Source organism: Rhodococcus sp. 05-2255-3B1 (assembly GCF_002258545.1).
Lineage (GTDB): Bacteria > Actinomycetota > Actinomycetes > Mycobacteriales > Mycobacteriaceae > Rhodococcoides.
On the sequence record NZ_NOZC01000007.1, the window covers coordinates 702,468 to 720,322 of the forward strand.

Here is a 17,855-nt window from a genome sequence, read left to right on the forward strand (position 1 = left end):
ACGGCGATGGTAATTACCGACCGAACGTACGGTGAGATGGAGGCGTTGTGAGCAGACTTCTGGAAAGCTATGCCCAGGGCACGTGGTATTCCGCGACCGACGAGGGAACGCCGCTGCTGAGCGCAGTCGACGGCAGTGAGATCGCCCGGGTGTCATCCAGCGGTCTCGATGTCGCAGGCATGGTCGATTACGCCCGCACCGTCGGAGGGCCCGCGCTCGCTGCCCTGACGTTCCACGAGCGTGCAGCCCTGCTCAAGCAACTGGGGCTGACGCTGCTGGCCGGCAAAGAGGAGTTCTACCAACTCTCCCGGCACACCGGAGCCACCACTCGCGATTCCGGCGTCGACATCGACGGCGGTTTCGGAACCGTGCTGAGCTATGCGAGCAAGGCTCGACGCGAACTCCCCAACGAGACGGTCTACCTCGACGGCGCCATCGAGCAGCTCGGCAAGAAGGGCACCTTCCTCGGTCAGCACATCTACACCTCGCGGCGCGGTGTCGCCGTGCAGATCAATGCGTTCAACTTCCCCGTCTGGGGCTTCCTCGAAAAGTTGGCACCCGCGTTCATCGCCGGAGTGCCGTCGATCGTCAAGCCCGCCAGCCAAACTGCATACCTCACCGAGCTGGTGTTCCGCCGCATCATCGAGTCGGGCCTGCTGCCCGAGGGTTCGGTACAGCTGCTCTGCGGCAGTGCGCGCGGCGTGCTCGACCACCTCGGTGGTCAGGACTCGGTGGCCTTCACCGGATCGGCCGACACCGCAGCGACCCTGCGCTCACACCCCAACGTCGTCGGTGAGGGACTGCACTTCACGGCCGAGGCGGACTCTCTGAACGCATCCATCCTGGGTTCGGATGTGACACAGGATGATCCGGAATTCGACCTGTTCGTCAAGGGTGTCTTTACCGAGATGACGGCCAAGGCCGGTCAGAAGTGCACGGCTATTCGCCGCGTGTTGGTGCCGCAGGACTCGGTCGAGCCCGTCATCGAGGCGCTGAAGGCCAAGCTGGAGAAGGTCGTCGTCGGTGATCCGGCAGACGACGGTGTCACCATGGGTGCACTCGCCAGCATCGACCAGCGCGACGAAGTCCTCAAATCCATTCGCGGACTGACCAAGTCTGCCACTGTGGTGTTCGGTGACCCGGAGACGGTGGATCAGCGAGCGGGTGCGTTCATGGCACCGGTGCTGCTGAAGGCCGGCGACAAAACCGCATCCGAACCGCACGAGATCGAGGCGTTCGGGCCGGTCTCGACCGTCATCGGTTACGAGAACGCTGCAGACCTGCTCGATCTGGTGGCCCGCGGAAAGGGTTCTCTGGTCGCATCTCTGGTGACCAAGGACGCTGCGATCGCCCGTGAGGTCGTGCTGGGCAGTGCGCCGTACCACGGCCGCATCCTGGTCCTGAACTCCGAGGACGCCAAGGAATCCACAGGCCACGGCTCGCCACTACCGGTACTGGTGCACGGCGGTCCGGGCCGAGCGGGCGGCGGTGAAGAACTCGGTGGTATCCGCGGCGTCCTGCACCACATGCAGCGCACTGCAATTCAGGGAACACCGGACGTCCTGACGGCCATCGGCAACAAGTGGGTCGCCGGGGCGAAGCAGACGACCGGCGACGTCCACCCGTTCCGTAAGAACCTCGGCGAGCTGAAACTGGGCGACACCATCATCGGTGGACCACGGCAGGTCACCCGCGCAGACATCGATCACTTCGCCGAGTTCACCGGCGACACGTTCTATGCACACACCGATCCCGAAGCAGCAGCGGCCAATCCGTTGTTCGGCGGAATCGTCGCGCACGGCTACCTGGTGGTCTCGCTGGCAGCCGGTCTGTTCGTCGACCCGGCACCGGGCCCCGTCCTGGCGAACTTCGGCGTCGACAACCTGCGCTTCCTGACGCCCGTCAAGGCCGAGGATTCACTGACGGTGACACTGACCGCCAAGTTGATCACTCCGCGTCAGAGTGCCGACTACGGTGAGGTGCGTTGGGACGCAGTGGTCGTCAACCAGGACGGTGACCCGGTCGCCACGTACGACGTGCTCACTCTCGTCGCGAAGCCCGAGGCCGCATCATGAGCATGCGAGTAGCCGTCTGTTACGGGATGCCCGAGGACACTGCCGCATTCGATCGTCACTACGCCGAGGTGCACATGCCCCTCGCGCGGGCTGTCCCCGGTTTGGTCGACTTCACCTGGGGCACGCTCGACTCGCTCGACGATTCACCGCCGCCGTACTACGCGATCGCCAGCCTGTACTTCGCGGACGAGGCATCGCTGAAGACCGGCTTGGCCTCGCCCGAGATGAAGGCGGCAGGCAAGGATCTGCGCAACTTCGCGACCGGTGGCGTCACGATGTTCACCCAGAACGAGCGATCGGTGTTGCAGCCGTGACGGATTCGAAGATCGCTCGAGAGATGTTCGAGGTCGATGCCGCATCGCGCAAGCTCGGAATCGAGCTGATCGAGCTGTCACCCGGGCATGCCAGGATGTCGATGGTCGTCACCGAGGACATGGTCAACGGATACGCCATCACCCACGGCGGCTACGTGTTCTTGTTGGCGGACACCACGTTCGCGATGGCCTGCAACTCCCACGAGGACTCGGCCGTCGCAGCCCGCTGCGACATTCGTTACCTGCGTCCGACGAAGACCGGCGACGTCCTGGTCGCGGACGCCGTCGAGCGTGCGAGGTTCGGCCGCAACGGGCTGTACGACGTGTCGGTGTCGTGTCGAGGTGAGCTGGTCGCAGAGTTCCGAGGCGACAGTCGCACGATAGCGCGGTAGCGATCGAACCCGTGGAAGTACTGTGAGTCGGTGACCACTGCGGACCTCTCGGCGCTGGCAGACGCAACCGCCGCAGCTGTGGGCGGTGCCGTGTCGGTGATGGACCCGCAGGGCTACGTGGTCGCGTACTCGTCGGTTCCAGGGCAGCCGATCGACGACGTACGGCGCGACGGCATCCTGGGCAAACAGGTTCCGGCCCGATACATGGTGCATCACATCGATCCGGATTTCCGGCGTAGTTCGACGGTCCATGTGGTCGACGTGGCGGGAGCGTTGCCGCGTCTGGCAGTGGCGGTCTCGGCGGACGGGGAGTACCTCGGCTCCATCTGGTGCATCGTCTCCACACCTCCCTCCGGTCCACCCGATCGAGGTGTGGTGACCGCATTGACGCGCGCTGCGGCTGCCGCGGCACCGCTGCTCCTCGCTCGGCTCCGTCCGACCGGACCCGGTAACTCCAGGGCCCGTGCCTTGTTGACCGATCCCGCCGTCGTCACCTCGCCGGGTAGCCGATTCGCGGTTGTGGCGGCGACGGTCGACTCGGCGCAGCCCGGTTCCCTGTTGGTGCGGCTCGGGGGTCTGTTGGAGCTCTCGTTCGGCGGAGATGCGGATTCCGGTTTCATCGTCGATGGTCACGTCGTGTTCTTCGTCGTGGCGAGGGACGATGACCGCGGTGTCGCCGAGGAGGCCGAGGAGGTGCGGCACCGGGCACAGGGTGCATTCGGTGTTCCGGTGACCTTCGCGATCGGTGGGCCGCATGCCCGGCCCGCGGTGGCGCGTGCCCACGCGCACTGGACGCTGGGAGCGATCGAGACAGGTGCATACACCACGACATTCGCGCAGAGTCGGGTGCCGGTCACCCTGAAGAGGGCGTCCGATGCGCTCTCGGACGTGCCGCTGGCGATTCCGGCCGTAGAACGAATGCTCACCTACGACGCTGCCGAAGGGACCGACTACGGCGCGACGGTGCTGGCGCTACTCGCGCACGAATCCAACGTCGCCGCAGCGTCGGCATCGCTGTATCTGCACGCCAATACCTTTCGCTATCGGCTGCGGCGGACGAGGGAACTCTTCGATCTCGATCTCGATGACCCCGATACTCGATTGCTCGTGTGGATGTCGCTGCGGCTCAGGGCCGAGCGGACAGGACCTTCCCCGGATTGAGCAAGTAGTGCGGGTCGAGTAGTTCCTTGATGCCCCGCTGCAGTTCGGCTGCGACCGGGTCGAGTTCGGTTTCGAGGAGGTCCCGTTTGAGCAGCCCGACTCCGTGCTCGCCGGTGATGGTTCCGCCGAGTGAGAGAGCGAAGGCCGCGATCTCGTCGAACGCTCGGTGAGCCTTGGCCAACGATGCCGGATCGCTGGGGTCGACGATGACCGTCGGATGAATGTTGCCGTCACCGGCGTGGCCGACGACTCCGATGACGATGCCCAGCCGGTCCGCCACCCGACCCACCTCGTCGATCATCGTCGCAAGTTGTGAAATGGGTACGGACACATCGTCGACCAACGGTGAACCCAGGCGCTCCAGCGCGGGATAAGCCAGGCGACGGGCCTGGACGAGTTGTTCCGACTCGACCTCGTCCTCGGCGACTGCCACGTCGGTGGCGCCGGATTCGGTGCACAGCGCGGCGATCGCCTCGAGTTGCTGCACTGCACCGTCGCCGATGTCGGACTGCGCGATCAGCACTGCGGCGGCGTCGGTGCCGAAGCTCATCCGCGCGTAGGTGTCGATCGCGGCAATGGTGGTGCGGTCCAACAGCTCGAACAGGCTCGGGGTGATACCAGCCGCACGGATCTGTGTGACGGCTTCGCCGGCGGCAACGGTCGACGGGAAGGTCGCGGCCATGGTCAGCGGGGTAGCGCTGGGGAAGTCGAGGCCGACGGTGACCTCGGTGATGATGCCGAGGGTTCCTTCCGATCCGACGAACAGGTCCGCGAGGGAGAGGCCCGCAACACCTTTGACGGTGCGGCGACCGACGAACGTCGCTCGGCCGTCGGCAAGCACCACGCGCAATCCCCGCACGAACCGTGCTGTCACGCCGTACTTCACGCAGCACAGGCCGCCCGCATTGGTGGCAACGTTGCCCCCGATCGTCGACGCCTCCCAGCTGGACGGGTCGGGCAGGTACGTCAAACCCTGTTCACGGGCAGCGTCTTTCAGTTCCTTGTTCGTCACGCCGGGTTGCACGACGGCAACGCGGTCAATGACGTCCAGCTCGATGATCTCGTTCATGCGGCGAGTGTTGAGCGCGATGGCTCCGTGGCTGGAGTTCGCAGCGCCCGCCAGGCCTGTCAGTGCACCCTGAGGTACCACTGGAATGCGGTGTGTCGATGCAATTCTCATGATCGCCTGGACGTCGGACTCGGTGGTCGGTAGTACCGCGACGAGCGGAAGTGTGGATTCGCAGAGGGCTGCCGCGTCGCGTCGATAGCTTTCGAGGATGTCCGGATCGGTCACCACCGCGTCGGAGCCGAGGGCCTGCGTGAGTTCGTCGAGGATCGGCGAGTCGAGCACGAGCCTCGACGAGGGTGCAGTCATGAGTCCGAGTATGACCCTCCGTCACTGGCGGCGTCTGCGTCGTTTCGGACCAACATCAGCGCGTTGATCGGTGGATTTCGACGAATGTGCAGGCACCCACGCTCGGCATCGTCCGTGCCACCTTGACAAACCATCGTGTCGGCGGTCACAGTGATTACCGACCGAATGGACGGTGAGTTATATCCGGTTTTCGGTCGCCGAGATTGTTCGTGTTCGATCCCTTTCACCCTGCCTCATGACACTCCGAATCGCCTTCAGTATCCGAGCGCCGGAGCCCGAACGAAACGAGACAAGTCGATGTCAACACAGGTCGAGACGCCCACCGGGGTGTCGCGCGAGCACCGCCGCGCCGCGATGGCCAGCATGGTCGGAACCACGGTCGAGTGGTACGACTTCTTCATCTACGCGCAGGCGGCGTCGCTGATCTTCGCCCAACTGTTCTTCGCGCCCATGGGCTCGTCCGGGCAGCTCGTCGCCTACGTCACCATCGGCATCAGCTTCGTCTTCCGGCCTCTCGGGGCCATCGTTGCGGGGTACTTCGGTGACAAGATCGGTCGCAAGAAGGTCCTCATCGCGACCCTCACCCTGATGGGTGCGGCGACCGTCGGTATGGGACTGCTGCCGACCTACGCGACCATCGGCATCTGGGCCCCGATCATCCTGATCGTGCTGCGCATCCTGCAGGGATTCTCCACCGGCGGCGAGTGGGGCGGCGCGGCGCTGATGGCCGTCGAACATGCCCCGAAGGGCAAGCGCGGAATCTACGGTGCCGCAACCCAGATGGGCGTTCCGCTCGGCATGCTCATCGCGGTGGGAACGTTGGCGTTGTGCACCGGCTTGCTCAGTGAGGAGCAGTTCGAGGCCTGGGGCTGGCGCATCCCGTTCCTGATCAGCTTCGTGCTCATCCTCGTCGGTTTCTACATCCGACGCCGCGTCGAGGAGACTCCGGTGTTTAAGGAGCTCGCAGAACGCAAGGAGCGCAACCACACTCCGGTTCGTGCACTGTGGCGCACCAACAAGAAGCAGGTCATGCTCGCTGCGCTGTCGTTCATCGGCACCAACGGAAACGGCTACATCATCGTCGGCGGTTTCATCGTGGCGTACTCGACGCGCGAACACGGACTCGCTCGCGTGGATGTGTTGGTGGCCAGCCTGTTCGCGGCCATCGTCTGGGGAGTGTTCACTCTGCTCGGCGCACATCTGTCCGATCGCTACGCCCGCACCACGATCATGAACCTCGGCAACGCGGCAATGGTGTTGTGCGCCATTCCATTCTTCCTTCTCGTCGACACCGGTGAGTTGCACTGGATCTACGTCGCCCTCGGGCTGTTCGCCGTCGGACTCGGACTGTCGTACGGACCGCAGCCGGCTCTGTACGCCGAGATGTTCCCTGCTGCTGTGCGTTTTAGTGGAGCATCCATCGGCTACGCGATCGGCACGGTGCTCGGTGGAGCTTTCGTTCCGACGATTTCCGAGGCACTGTTCAAGGGAACCGGCACCTCGATGTCGATCTCGATCTACCTGATGATCCTGGCGGCGATCTCCTTCGTGGCAACCTCGCGCATCAAGAACCGTCGAGACGAGGATCTGAACGTCTGACGCACCTGCTCGAAAGCCCCGAAACCATCACGGTTTCGGGGCTTTCGTTGTATGTACGCAAGACCGACCGCGACGGCTGAATCAACACGGACCAACGCGCCCGCTCGTTGCCATCTTCGCCAGACTGCCTGCAGGGAAAGGATAAGGCAGGACCGGGTTTTCGATCATGCCGACCGATCGCGGCCCCGGATTCACTCGCTCGCGCATTGTTCGTGCTGACGTGGCATGTGGCGTCGGCGATCGGCGCGGATCGCTGCGGTGACCAGAGTGACTGTCGCGGCGACAACGCACAGCCAGCTGAGCCAGAGCAGACCGCCGATCGAGGTGGTCACGCCAGCACCCCCGAAGGCGACCGCGCCCGCGACCAGACGGTTGAGGTGACGTTTTCCCGGTTGCCGGACAACGCTTGCGACGAGACCCAGCCCGATGACGGCGAGGGCGAAGCCAACGATGATGTAGACGTGCGGCCGGTCGCTTCGAGTTGTCAGAAAGATCAGTTCGTCCGGGTTGGTCATCTGGAAGAGGGTCACTGCTACGCCCGTCGCAGCAGCAATCCCGCAGGCCGTGCATGTGTTACGAACGGCTTTCCCGCTTCGCAGCCACACAGCCACGACCGCGAAGGGCGTCACCCATACAGTCAACGCGAGATAGACCGGCCACATCTCGGACGGTGCGACCGAGGCCGCAGGCTCGTACAGATTTCGGTCCGGAAGTATCCATGCTCCGACGAGCGTCAGCCAGGCGGCGGGGACGGTCCATGCAACCGCAGCCACCCAGGACAGCGCACCCCGTTTGCCGACGATCGCCGCGACCGCCGACACTCCGACCCAGATCGCGATGTAGAACACGATCAGGGCTTGTGCCGTATTCACTCGTTTCCACAGCCCTCTCACGCAGTTGTTCGGTGTGTTGTCCCGCGCGTGCAATCACTCCCATGAGGTCGCCGACGATGAGGGTGCCGGTCAGGTCGCGCTCACGTCGGAATCACGAACTGGTGGTGCAGCTTCTTTGCCCCAGCGCTGGAGTGCGCCGACTGCATCACGCAAAGCGAGACCTCTCTCGGTCAGCGCATACGCCCGAGTGTTGTGCCGGAGGGGGAGACGAGTCAACACGCCGGCCGCTTCGAGTTCGCGTAGTCGGGTAGCGAGCATGTTCGTCGGTACTCCGAGGTCGCGCTGCAGATCGCCGTACCGTTGCGGTTCCGCGAGTAACCGCTCGACGATGAGAAGTGACCACCGGGCACCGACGATGTCGAGGGCGGCGGCGAGGTCGCTCATTCGGCCGTATCGGTGGCCGGCTTCATCCAGAACGGCGAGTAGTGGTAGCCGTCGAGGTCGTCGAACTGACGTTGATACATGAAGGCGTAGTCATCGGTGTCTCCGATGCGTCCGCCGGCAGCGCCGGCGCGCTCGGTCAACTCGTCGACTGCCTCTCGGCTACCGAGGTCGAACGAGACCGTGACCTTCGACGGGGTGTCGGGTCCGCCGATCAGCTCCTCGGTGCCGCCCACGCTCGCGTACATCTCGCGACTGCCGAGCATGACGTACTGCCCCGGTGTGATGGCGAAGCACGACACGTTGTGATCGGACATCTCGGTGTTCAGGGGCCAACCGAGCGCAGTGTAGAAGGCGGTCGCGCGTTCCACGCTCTCGACGGGGCAGGTGATGAACAGGCTCATGCCCTCGATGCTTGCAAAATGCAAGTGCGGCGTCAAGGTCTGAGTTTTGCGACCTCAACTCAGTTGCTCGATGGAACGGCCGAGCATTCTGCTCGGCCCAAAGCAGTCACTCGGATGGGCTGACCTTGTCCACCATCGCCGTCGTCAATGCAAAGATTTGTTCTGTCCAAGTCGCGTAGGGGCTTCAAGTCGCCGTCCAGGCTGACCCCTGTGGCGTACTCGACGGTTGGGGCCTGCGGACGCCCACGTCGTTGTATATACGCGTTAAGGTCGGCACCAATGACGGTTGGTGCATGATCGCTGTATGCGCTTCTCACAACGGCACGGACACGTTGCGGTCAGATCCGCCATCCAGCTCGAAGGATTGGACGACGCGGCGCGAACAGAGATTTGGAACATGATTTACTCGCTCATATTTGATGGCTCGGAGCGGTACCAAATCGACTATCTGTTCCGTCCCATTTGGGCTTTCACCTTCGAGCGAGACGCGGACGACTACGGGAACATCTACATCGATCGACATGTGAAGAATCTGGTAAAGGTAGGAGCATGGTACGAAGTCTACGATTTGATCGAAGCGATTTACCCACATCACGATTCTTTCGCTGAGTACATCAACCGAGTGCTGGAATCGGTACGATCGGGCTACCGAGTCGTGGACGGCAAGGTTGCCCCGATCTCCACTGACGAGGAGATCGCAGAAGTCGAGCGTGCTATCGCCACCGATCATTCCGGTGTCAGTCACCACTTCACGCGCGCACTGGAGCTCTTCGCCGATCGCGAAGCACCGGACTATGCAAATTCCATTAAGGAATCCGTCAGTGCGGTCGAATCAAAAACTCGCGATTTGACCGGCAAGACCACACTCGGTGCCGCGTTGGACGAGATCAAGAAGGCCGGAACTTTCACACATCCAGCGCTCATCGACGGGTGGAAGAAAATTTATGGGTGGGTCAGCGACTCCGACGGGGTGCGACACGGAGGCCAACAGGTACCGGCGGTTGATCAGAATCTCGCCCGATACATGCTGGTGACCTGTTCTGCGTTCGTCAATCTACTAAGTGGCGCACAGAACACTGGCGAGGAGACCGAGAGCCAACATTAGTGGCGTCTCGATTCGTGGATCGCCCACGATCACGGCTCTTTCAAATAATCACTCGGCGGTCGCCTGGAGGCCGCTTTCGCAGGTCGCGGGTGGTGCCTTGTAAGACCACTGAGTCGGGCAAGCTTCCAAAGGTGACCGAATGCCACCGGCCACGTGCTGGTGACATTCGGCAAAGACGCTAGCGCGCCGTGAAGCCCCCTTGATACGCAGGAGTTGGCCGACGAGTAGACCGACGGGGCCGAGTCCGACGACGGCAGCGGTTCGCATTCGGGTCTGACATGCGGCAGCTGCTCATCGATGTGCCACGAGAGACAATGCAGCAGCAATTCGGGCGATCGGATATCGACCGACCGATCGTCTCGAGTGCTCAGTCGGCGACCGTGCAAGCACTCACAGGCGCGCTGTTCGGCCCGGAAGGCGGCGGTTCTGCTCCCCGAATCGAGATCGAGAAGTCATCCGCCCTTGTGGAATTCATCGCGACGATGGCCGGACTGGCAAATGATCTCGGTGCGATTCGACAGCAACAAGCCCTGTCCTTCATCGCGGCCAACATTTCGAATCCCGAGCTGTCCGCCGCCGACGTCGCATCCGCTCTGAGAGTGACGCTGCGGCATCTCAACCGTTCGATGGCTCAGGCTGGAACATCGGTCAGTAGGACCATACGAGAAGAGCGGCTCGACCGCGCGATTCTCGCGCTGCAGACGACAGTCAACAAAAGCATCAGCGATATTGCCGCCGAATGGGGATTCAGCTCGCACGCTCAGCTCTCGACCTTGGTTCGCCGACACTACGATCTCACCCCGAGTGAAGTGCGAGATCACCCCGGGCCTCTTCGATTCGTCAGGGAATCGCGCTGACGCCAGGTTCGCGAAAGCTGCTGCGGCGCAGTATATGCAGGGGCTATCCTGACGTAGTCGATACTGTCGACGCACAGTACTACTCCAGTTCGACGTCGCCGGCGACTCGATGAGGCCCGTGGCTGACGGCCTGACCGCTGTCGGGGTGCCGATCAGGACGCGACGCGGTCGCGCGAATGCATGCTCGACCCGAACTGTGAACGGGCCGCTCGAATACTCGACACGTGTGGAGTGTGCGTTTCAATCGGCTCGCTCGACGCCACTGCGTGTGAGGACCAGTCCGGTCCCCACGACGCCGATGATGGTGATCGCCAGCGCAATCGATGACAAGCCCTCGCTGTGCCAGTACACATCTTCGAGCGTGATGAGCAATGCTGCTTCGTCGACGATCAGCGCCAGGGCCACCCCGAGTACCGCTCCCATCCACGACCGTGTCCGTGGCGAACGGTCCACGAGACCGAAGACGGCGACGGCTGCCAGCAACAGAATCCCCCACAGGTAGTGGTGCAGGTGCACTCCGCCGGCGCTGATGTCGCCGACATCGCTGGTGTCGATATGTATAAGCCAGGTGACCAGCCGGGCACCGCCGAAGGTGACGGTGAATGCCAACCACGCCAGCACGATTCCGCGGCGCGCCGGGTCGATCTGTCTCCAGCGGTAGGGAAATCCGAAGCGGGCGTGCTGGGTTGTCTCGGAGTCGTCGTCAACAGGTTCGTTCGGCATCACGGTCATTGTTCCGCATCGGCGCTAACGGTCCGGTACGCGCGTTCGTGCGTCTACAGACGGTCCGCACTCAGAGTTCCACAGCGACCGGTTGCGCCGGAGGCGACCGCTCGAAGACGTGTCGTGGCAGCGCGATCGCCTCGCGCGGTATCGTCGGTTCGGTGTCGAGTCGCCGGCACTCCTATCGACCTATCCGTCTGACTTCGGATCGGTTTTTCGACGAAGGCCAGGGCGACCTCGCGTGGCCGGGGAGGATTCTGCATGGCAGCACATCGCGACACCGAGACCGCGCATTCACCGTCCACCTCGTTCTCGGAATCGATAGGACTGGTCGTCACCATGCAGTTCGCACCCATCCGACGACTCGACGACAACGCCCTTGCCGGAGCCGAACTCCAACTACGAGGCCCTGCCGGTTCTGCACTGGACTCCGCTGACGCGCTGCGCCGCGCCGCGCACCTGATGCAACAGCGACCCCAATTCGATCTGCACAAGACCACACTTGCGAACACCGCACCTGCACGCACCCTCGCCGAACACCTGCCCCTGATCCTCACCGTCGACGCGCAGTCACGCCGCGCCCTCGACGACAGCGACCGCGAACGCACATCGACGATGCTCGAACGCGTCGTCGTCACCGTCGACGCCTCAGCCGTCCTCGCCGACCCCCACCAGGCCATGGCCGCAATAGCATCCGCGCGGACCGGTGGAAAGCTGATCGCACTCGACGGCGTCGGAGACCACCCCCACGCGACGACCCTTCTGCCGTTGATCGAGCCCGACATCGTCATCACCGCAGCGGACCTGCTCACCGAAACCGGACACGACGTCGGAACCACCACTCATGCCCTCGCCGCCTACGCCGAGCGCTCCCACGCAGTGATCGTTGCCGAAGGCGTCGACACCGAAGCCACCCGCCTGGCCGCGATCACCATCGGAGCCACATACGGAACGGGGCAACTGTTCCCGGCAGTCGAAGACCCTGCCGAACTCCTCGACGAGCCGGTCGTTCCTATGCCCGCTGACCCGGTCTGGACCACACCGACCACCGACTCGAGCACCCCCTACGCGATCGCCTCGGCACACGCCACCGCCCGGCGCGGAACGAAAAAGCTGTTGATTCAGATGAGCAAATCCCTCGAAGCGCACGCCGCAGCGTCCGGATCATCGATGATCGCACTCGGCACTTTCCAACGCGCACAACACTTCACACCCACCACCTCCGCTCGATGGCATCATCTCGCAGAAACCATTGGTTTCGCCGGGGTCTACGGCGTGGGCCTACCCGCCCTCGTCGACGGCAACGTTCGACATGCCCCACTCGACCCGGGCGACCCACTCGTCCAGGAATGGACCGTCATCACCCTCGGTCCACACCACGCGGCACTTCTGTCCGCACGTGACCGCCACGACAACGGCCCTGACCTCGACCGCACTTTCGACTTCGTGCAGACCTTCGACCGAGCCACCGTCACCCAAGCCGCCCGAGCGATTCTGCGGCGCTACCCGCACTGAACAGCACACATCGGCCAGCATGCGGGGTCCCACGGCCGCCGGACAGCATCCTCGGTTCCAGCGAACAATGCGCACCTATGCAGATTTCAGGGACGCAGCCGTGGGTCAGCTGGACTCGCGATCGACACAGCTCGTTCGATTCAGATGCTCACACGGATCACTCTCCTGATGGAGAGCGTGCCGCTGACCGCCTCGGACATCATGACCTGGATATGTGATTATCCACAGTGACTGCAGACCTTCTGTCGGGTTCGACCAGTGATATGTCACAGAGCTACGACAAATAACAGGTCTGCAGTACGTTTTAGGCTATTCCGCTGGTCCGTAGGGTTGTTTTCTGGACACAATAGGTTTGACGATTGTTCAGGAATCAACCATGCCCTCGATTTTGCCCCAGAAGGGCGTCGAGGGATCAGCCAGGAGTGCGCCCATGACTACCCCTCTCCTCCCCGACGTGCCCTCGGCACGCACCATCGAATACGTAGACCGTTCCCGCTCGGTTTGCAGTGTGCCGACGGACAGGACGGGCCTCGTCCGGGGGCGAGGGCTGGACTCCGTTCACCGGTCGACGCCTTGCGCGGACGGAGCCTTGACATTGACAGCCGCGACGCCGTCGGGCTCCCCGGAACTGTGGTCCCGCTACGTCGAAGGAGCATGGGAGTCGTATTCACGCCACGGTGTCACCGCGGCTCTCGACATGGAAGAAGTGGCTTCCGGCGCAACGACAGCACTGTTCTACGTGGTGTGCGATGAGGCAGGAGAGATGCTCGGCGGCGTTCGAGCCCAGGGGCCGTACGCGATGGTCGAGCAATCCCATGTCCTCACCGAGTGGAAGGACTCGCCCGGACTGGCACCGGTTACCGACCTGCTTCGGTCTCGACTTCCCCACGGAATCGTCGAAATGAAAAGCGCGTGGGTCGATGCGGGGGCCGCAGGGCGGACGGTGTCGAATGTCCTGGCTCGAACAGCGTTGCCGACGCTCGAATTGACCGGCAGCCGGTACCTGTTCGCCAGCGCGGCCGATCACGTCCTGCGTTTGTGGGAGAGTTCCGGTGGGCGGATCGACCACGGCATCCCCGCTGCCGCGTATCCGAGCGAGCAGTACCGGACCGTCATGATGTGGTGGGACCGAACTACCCTCGCGCAGGCCGCGCAGCCCGAGGTGTGGCGCTCGATGGTCGACGAGGTCCGCGCACTGTGCGGGGACGATCGGCAGGTCCTGTTCGTGGCATAGCGGCTCGCTACATCACTGACGTCGACCATTTTCGTGTTGCCGACCCTGTAGGGTGCCCTGCCAGCTGATCGTCAAGGTCCCCGCGTGGCAGGCGCGGTCTCGGCCGTCGGTCTTGGCTCGGTAGAGCGCGGCATCAGCGGCGCGGACGACTGCATCGAGTACTTGATCGAGACCGCCCGATTCGGTCGAAGCGAAGCTTGTCGCGGGTGACGCACCGTCATCGGACGCGGCCGGTCGCACGTCCACAGTCACCGTTCCGATACTCACGGTCACCGTGCAGTCGGACCGGACTCGGTCGAGTATCCGCCGCGTGAGCTCGTGATCCTCTCGGTGTGTGGCGAGGATCAGGAACTCTTCGCCGCCGGTCCGGGCAACCACCGCATCCGATGCGCCGACCACCGCGTGCACCGCATTCGCCAGGGTGGCGGCAACCGCGGCGAGCGTTCGGTCGCCGGCTGTGTGACCGGCCGTGTCGTTGACGGCCTTGAAGTAGTCGACGTCGACTACGAGCGCAGACAACGGTTTCCCTCGCTCGCAGGCCTCGTGCACCAGGATCCCGGCGTTCGACAGCAGTCCGCGTCGATTGACCAGACCGGTCAGCGGATCCGTGTCGGCCAGTTGTTGCAGTTTCCGGTTGACCACCGACAGTGTTCGGCGCAGGCCACCGATGAGCGCGACCGGCACCAGCACCGTGGTCACGGCGGCACCGATAGCGACCGCAGTCACCGCCCACCCGGAAGACCCCACACTGATCACCGACAGTGCCGTGGCCATCACCACCGAGACCGCGGACAGGCCGGCAGTCACACGTGGTGGTGAGCTCGATGCGGCGATGGCCGGAACGATGGCCAACATCGAGGTGACCGCACGCGTTCCTGCCGGATCCGCGATCAGGTAGGCACTGATCGCGACTCCGGTCATACCCCCGAAACCCAGGACCGCGAATTGGCGTTCGCTCAACCGCCCCACCCTGGCGGCGAAGAGCACGGTGACTGCGGTGAACGTCAGCACGGCGATGAGAACCGGAAGTGCGTTCGGCCGTAGGAATGTCGGTGACAGCAGCGCAATGGCCAACAGCGGCACCGCACCGGTGGCGCTCGCGATGACTGCGGCCGTGCGGGTGTCGAGCCGTGATCGCCAGAAGTTCGTGCGCCGACGAGGCGACTGGTCGATCACGTTCATCGGATGATTCCTCGGATCAGGGTTGGGCGAACCCCACAAACAGTATCTGTCGGAGCTCCTCGCCGGTGGTGCGCCCGCTCACACGTTTGCAGGACCGGCGGCAGGGTCGAGGCCGGTGCGTACCAACCCATCCAGATCGATCCGCCGCCGACCTGAAGGAAGTGGTTCGCCGCGGCCGAATGCCCTCACGGCAGCGGTTACAGCGGCACCCCCGAGTGCGACGTCTCCGCCGAGCTGGGGCCACGTCGAGAGCGTGCGCCCGATCTCCGGCACCGACGCAATCATTCGAGGGGTCAGCTTGCTCGGTTCGAGCAACGTCGCTGCAATTGTGCTTTTCTGCTCGATGGTCATGTCGGCCAGATCCTCGGTGTCCATTTCGCCGAGCAGTCCGTGAAACACCGGTCGGTCGGGTTCGAGATCGAAGCGTTCGATATCGAGGACGCCTCCGTCGCTGGTCTCCATCACCACAGGAATACCTCGGGCGCGGGCGTGCTGGCGGACCAGCAATTTGGTGTCGATCGAGTCGCATTCCTCGACGACGAGATCGAGTCCGTCGAGAAAGCCACCGAGCGTCTCGGCCGTCACACCGTTCGCGAAGACCTGCACATTCAGATAGGGGTCGAGCTCGGAAATTCGTCGGGCTGCCACGACCGCTTTGTTCACGCCCAGATCGAGCACCGAAGTCGGGACGCGGTTGAGATTCGACAGATCGAGCTCGTCGAAGTCGGCCAGACGCAACTCCCCGCACAATCCCTCCAGTGCGAGGGTATGCGCGACGGCATGACCGACACTCAGCCCGACGATTCCCACCCGCAGACCTCTGAACCGGGCTTGCTCTTCGGTGGTGATCTTGTTTCTGTTGCGGTCCAGTCGCAGCCGATCGAAGCCGCGTGGACCGAGGACCCGCACCAGTGAGCGCCGCCATGGGTAGTACACCCACCGTGGCTCTTCCGCGAGGTCGCCCGCGATCGCGGGAAGCAGCCCACGAAGCGAGGCCAACTGGTCGGGTGTCGTGTCGACGACGCCGATGGCGGGATCGTCGATCAGACCACGGACGATCGAGTCGTGTTCGTGCTCGGACGGATCGAACACTCTGTGCTCTGACATTGCTGAGTCTCCGCATCTTTCGGATGATTGTCGCCGACGGGCGGCACTGATCACGTCCCACAGCCGGACGCGACACCAGGCTGGTTCACGTTACTGAACAACGGGCGGCAATCATTGCCAGGCTGCGGATCGCTTGATAAGAACTAATCAGACGCCGTCCATCCGCTGTGGTGAAGCCCGCGTACGGACAACGCGCCCGCGTGCCGCGGCACAGGGAACGAAAGTCTCTGTGTACGTGCAGCGGTGGGACCGAGAACGTGGGGTGAGAATTGGGCGTCGACAGGGGCTTCGACGAGCGTTTCGGCTCACTGACCTCGATCTTTCAGCCGATCGTCGACTCGAGAACCGGGTTGGTCGTCGCGCACGAGGCACTCACCCGGTGGCCGGCGTTTCCGGACACCTCGCCGGAACAGATCTTCGACATCGCTCGCACCATGGGAATGGTCGACGAGTTGGACCGCAGATGCATTGAGTCGGCAGTCACCACAGCGGCACAGTCGACCCCTGCAGACCACGCGCCGCGTACGTTGTTCGTCAACATCGAAGCCGAAGCGATGTCCTCCGAGAACTCGTCGGCCTCGGTCCGCCGCCTCAGCCAGTTGCTCCGCGCAGGCGGCTCCCAGGTTCGGCCGGTTGCGGAATTCCCCGAACGCTCCCTGCTCACCGACCCTGCACGCCTGCTCAGATCGGCGGACCGACTCCGACGTGACGGAGTCACCATCGCTCTCGACGACGTCGGTGCCGACCCCGACTCTCTGGTACTGCTGCCCCTTCTGGCACCGGGAAGTGATCAAACTCGACAGATCGTTGCTCGACGACGACCTCCCCGGCGACAAGCTCGCCACCTTGCTCGCCGTGCTCGCATACTCGAGCCGGTTCGAGGTGACACTCATCGCCGAAGGAATCGAAACCGAGAGACAGAAGGACAAGGCCTTGGCGTGGGGTGCCGACTACGGGCAAGGGTTTCATCTCGGCCGTCCCGGCCCCCTCGATGCATCCCCGACCTCCTCCTTTCCTGTGCAGCCACGCCCTCCTGTGACGAGACCGTTGACGGACATTCTCGACGACCGCGCCACCGACACGACGTCGATCTCGCTCCTCACGTCCATCTCCGACCATTTGCTCGACTTCGCGATGACGACCACCGAGACTCTGACGATCGTCGTCGCGTTCCGCGAACCGGAATTGTGCAGCGCAGACATGGCGCGCAAACTGCAGCATCTGGCGCGCCGACACCCGTACGTCAAAGCGCTCGACGCACCGCGCGCACTGTTCACTGCCACCGATGGGGTGCGCCACGCCGACCTGGTTCAACCCTCGGAAAGAATCGGTGCCATCGCCGTCATCGGCCAACGGTTCTACTGCGCCCTGGTCGCCGCCCCGCTCGACCCCGATGCTCCAGCCTCGCCGTCGAACGAGTGGAGGTATTTCTTCAGCACCGATCCGGCCCAGGTCTGCGACTCTGCGCGCACACTGATCGTGCACAGTTCGAGCCCCACCCGACCCGGGCCCGACCTGACATCGGGTCGACCATGACG

Annotated in this window: 17 protein-coding genes and 1 pseudogene; 11 read left to right on the plus strand and 7 right to left on the minus strand. The window is 63.6% G+C overall.

Annotation, left to right across the window (positions count from 1 at the left end):
• Positions 1–47: 47 nt before the first annotated feature.
• Genes paaZ through CH249_RS07600 form a run of 4 tightly spaced genes read left to right on the plus strand, consistent with a single transcriptional unit; the run spans position 48 to position 3,942 of the window.
• Positions 48–2,075 carry a phenylacetic acid degradation bifunctional protein PaaZ gene (gene paaZ / locus CH249_RS07585; protein WP_094646545.1) on the plus strand — a complete coding sequence of 676 codons (2,028 nt, stop codon included), beginning with the start codon at positions 48–50 and terminating at the stop codon, positions 2,073–2,075.
• Positions 2,072–2,389: an EthD family reductase gene (locus CH249_RS07590; protein WP_094646546.1), complete on the plus strand. Its 318-nt coding sequence runs from the start codon at positions 2,072–2,074 to the stop codon at positions 2,387–2,389. Before paaZ ends, CH249_RS07590 begins: the two co-directional genes overlap by 4 nt.
• A gap of 23 nt (positions 2,390–2,412) precedes the next feature.
• Positions 2,413–2,781, plus strand: a complete 369-nt coding sequence (gene paaI / locus CH249_RS07595; protein WP_082074055.1) for a hydroxyphenylacetyl-CoA thioesterase PaaI — start codon at positions 2,413–2,415, stop codon at positions 2,779–2,781.
• A 30-nt stretch (positions 2,782–2,811) separates the two neighbouring features.
• Positions 2,812–3,942, plus strand: a complete 1,131-nt coding sequence (locus CH249_RS07600) for a helix-turn-helix domain-containing protein (RefSeq protein WP_094646547.1) — start codon at positions 2,812–2,814, stop codon at positions 3,940–3,942.
• Here CH249_RS07600 and CH249_RS07605 read toward each other — a convergent pair.
• Positions 3,908–5,317 (minus strand): FAD-binding oxidoreductase, encoded by a 1,410-nt coding sequence (locus CH249_RS07605; RefSeq protein WP_094681677.1) that lies wholly within the window; start codon positions 5,315–5,317, stop codon positions 3,908–3,910. The two genes, CH249_RS07600 and CH249_RS07605, sit on opposite strands and share 35 nt — an antisense overlap.
• 297 nt (positions 5,318–5,614) lie before the next feature.
• Between CH249_RS07605 and CH249_RS07610 the strand changes: the two genes are divergently transcribed.
• Complete coding sequence (locus CH249_RS07610) at positions 5,615–6,916, plus strand: MFS transporter (protein ID WP_068054534.1); 1,302 nt, start codon at positions 5,615–5,617, stop codon at positions 6,914–6,916.
• Positions 6,917–7,107: 191 nt separating this feature from the next.
• Here CH249_RS07610 and CH249_RS07615 read toward each other — a convergent pair whose 3' ends face one another.
• From CH249_RS07615 to CH249_RS07625, 3 genes are all read right to left on the minus strand, one after another.
• On the minus strand, positions 7,108–7,788 hold the full coding sequence (locus tag CH249_RS07615; protein ID WP_094646549.1) for a hypothetical protein: 681 nt from the start codon (positions 7,786–7,788) through the stop codon (positions 7,108–7,110).
• A gap of 90 nt (positions 7,789–7,878) precedes the next feature.
• Complete coding sequence (locus CH249_RS07620) at positions 7,879–8,193, minus strand: helix-turn-helix domain-containing protein (protein ID WP_094646550.1); 315 nt, start codon at positions 8,191–8,193, stop codon at positions 7,879–7,881.
• Positions 8,190–8,594: a VOC family protein gene (locus CH249_RS07625; protein WP_094646551.1), complete on the minus strand. Its 405-nt coding sequence runs from the start codon at positions 8,592–8,594 to the stop codon at positions 8,190–8,192. Before CH249_RS07625 ends, CH249_RS07620 begins: the two co-directional genes overlap by 4 nt.
• A gap of 304 nt (positions 8,595–8,898) precedes the next feature.
• On the opposite strand from CH249_RS07625, the gene CH249_RS07630 reads away from it, so the two are divergent.
• Positions 8,899–9,699 (plus strand): AbiJ-NTD4 domain-containing protein, encoded by an 801-nt coding sequence (locus tag CH249_RS07630; protein WP_094646552.1) that lies wholly within the window; start codon positions 8,899–8,901, stop codon positions 9,697–9,699.
• Positions 9,700–10,013: 314 nt separating this feature from the next.
• Complete coding sequence (locus tag CH249_RS07635; protein WP_179273166.1) at positions 10,014–10,556, plus strand: helix-turn-helix transcriptional regulator; 543 nt, start codon at positions 10,014–10,016, stop codon at positions 10,554–10,556.
• A 240-nt stretch (positions 10,557–10,796) separates the two neighbouring features.
• Here the strand turns inward: CH249_RS07635 and CH249_RS07640 are convergent, their stop codons facing one another.
• On the minus strand, positions 10,797–11,279 hold the full coding sequence (locus tag CH249_RS07640; RefSeq protein WP_094681715.1) for a hypothetical protein: 483 nt from the start codon (positions 11,277–11,279) through the stop codon (positions 10,797–10,799).
• Between the two features lie 261 nt (positions 11,280–11,540).
• On the opposite strand from CH249_RS07640, the gene CH249_RS07650 reads away from it, so the two are divergent.
• Positions 11,541–12,794, plus strand: a complete 1,254-nt coding sequence (locus CH249_RS07650) for an EAL domain-containing protein (RefSeq protein WP_306436630.1) — start codon at positions 11,541–11,543, stop codon at positions 12,792–12,794.
• A 589-nt stretch (positions 12,795–13,383) separates the two neighbouring features.
• Positions 13,384–14,028 carry a hypothetical protein gene (locus tag CH249_RS07655; protein ID WP_068054540.1) on the plus strand — a complete coding sequence of 215 codons (645 nt, stop codon included), beginning with the start codon at positions 13,384–13,386 and terminating at the stop codon, positions 14,026–14,028.
• Between the two features lie 12 nt (positions 14,029–14,040).
• Here CH249_RS07655 and CH249_RS07660 read toward each other — a convergent pair whose 3' ends face one another.
• The gene (locus tag CH249_RS07660; RefSeq protein WP_094646555.1) at positions 14,041–15,210 is read right to left on the minus strand and encodes a diguanylate cyclase; all 1,170 of its coding nucleotides are present in this window, start codon (positions 15,208–15,210) and stop codon (positions 14,041–14,043) included.
• A gap of 78 nt (positions 15,211–15,288) precedes the next feature.
• Positions 15,289–16,317 carry an Rv1355c family protein gene (locus CH249_RS07665; protein WP_094681679.1) on the minus strand — a complete coding sequence of 343 codons (1,029 nt, stop codon included), beginning with the start codon at positions 16,315–16,317 and terminating at the stop codon, positions 15,289–15,291.
• 350 nt (positions 16,318–16,667) lie between these two features.
• Between CH249_RS07665 and CH249_RS28710 the strand changes: the two are divergent.
• Positions 16,668–17,021, plus strand: a pseudogene (locus CH249_RS28710) (EAL domain-containing protein); the annotation flags it as partial.
• A gap of 1 nt (position 17,022) precedes the next feature.
• On the plus strand, positions 17,023–17,853 hold the full coding sequence (locus tag CH249_RS07675; protein ID WP_179273167.1) for an EAL domain-containing protein: 831 nt from the start codon (positions 17,023–17,025) through the stop codon (positions 17,851–17,853).
• Positions 17,854–17,855: the final 2 nt, after the last annotated feature.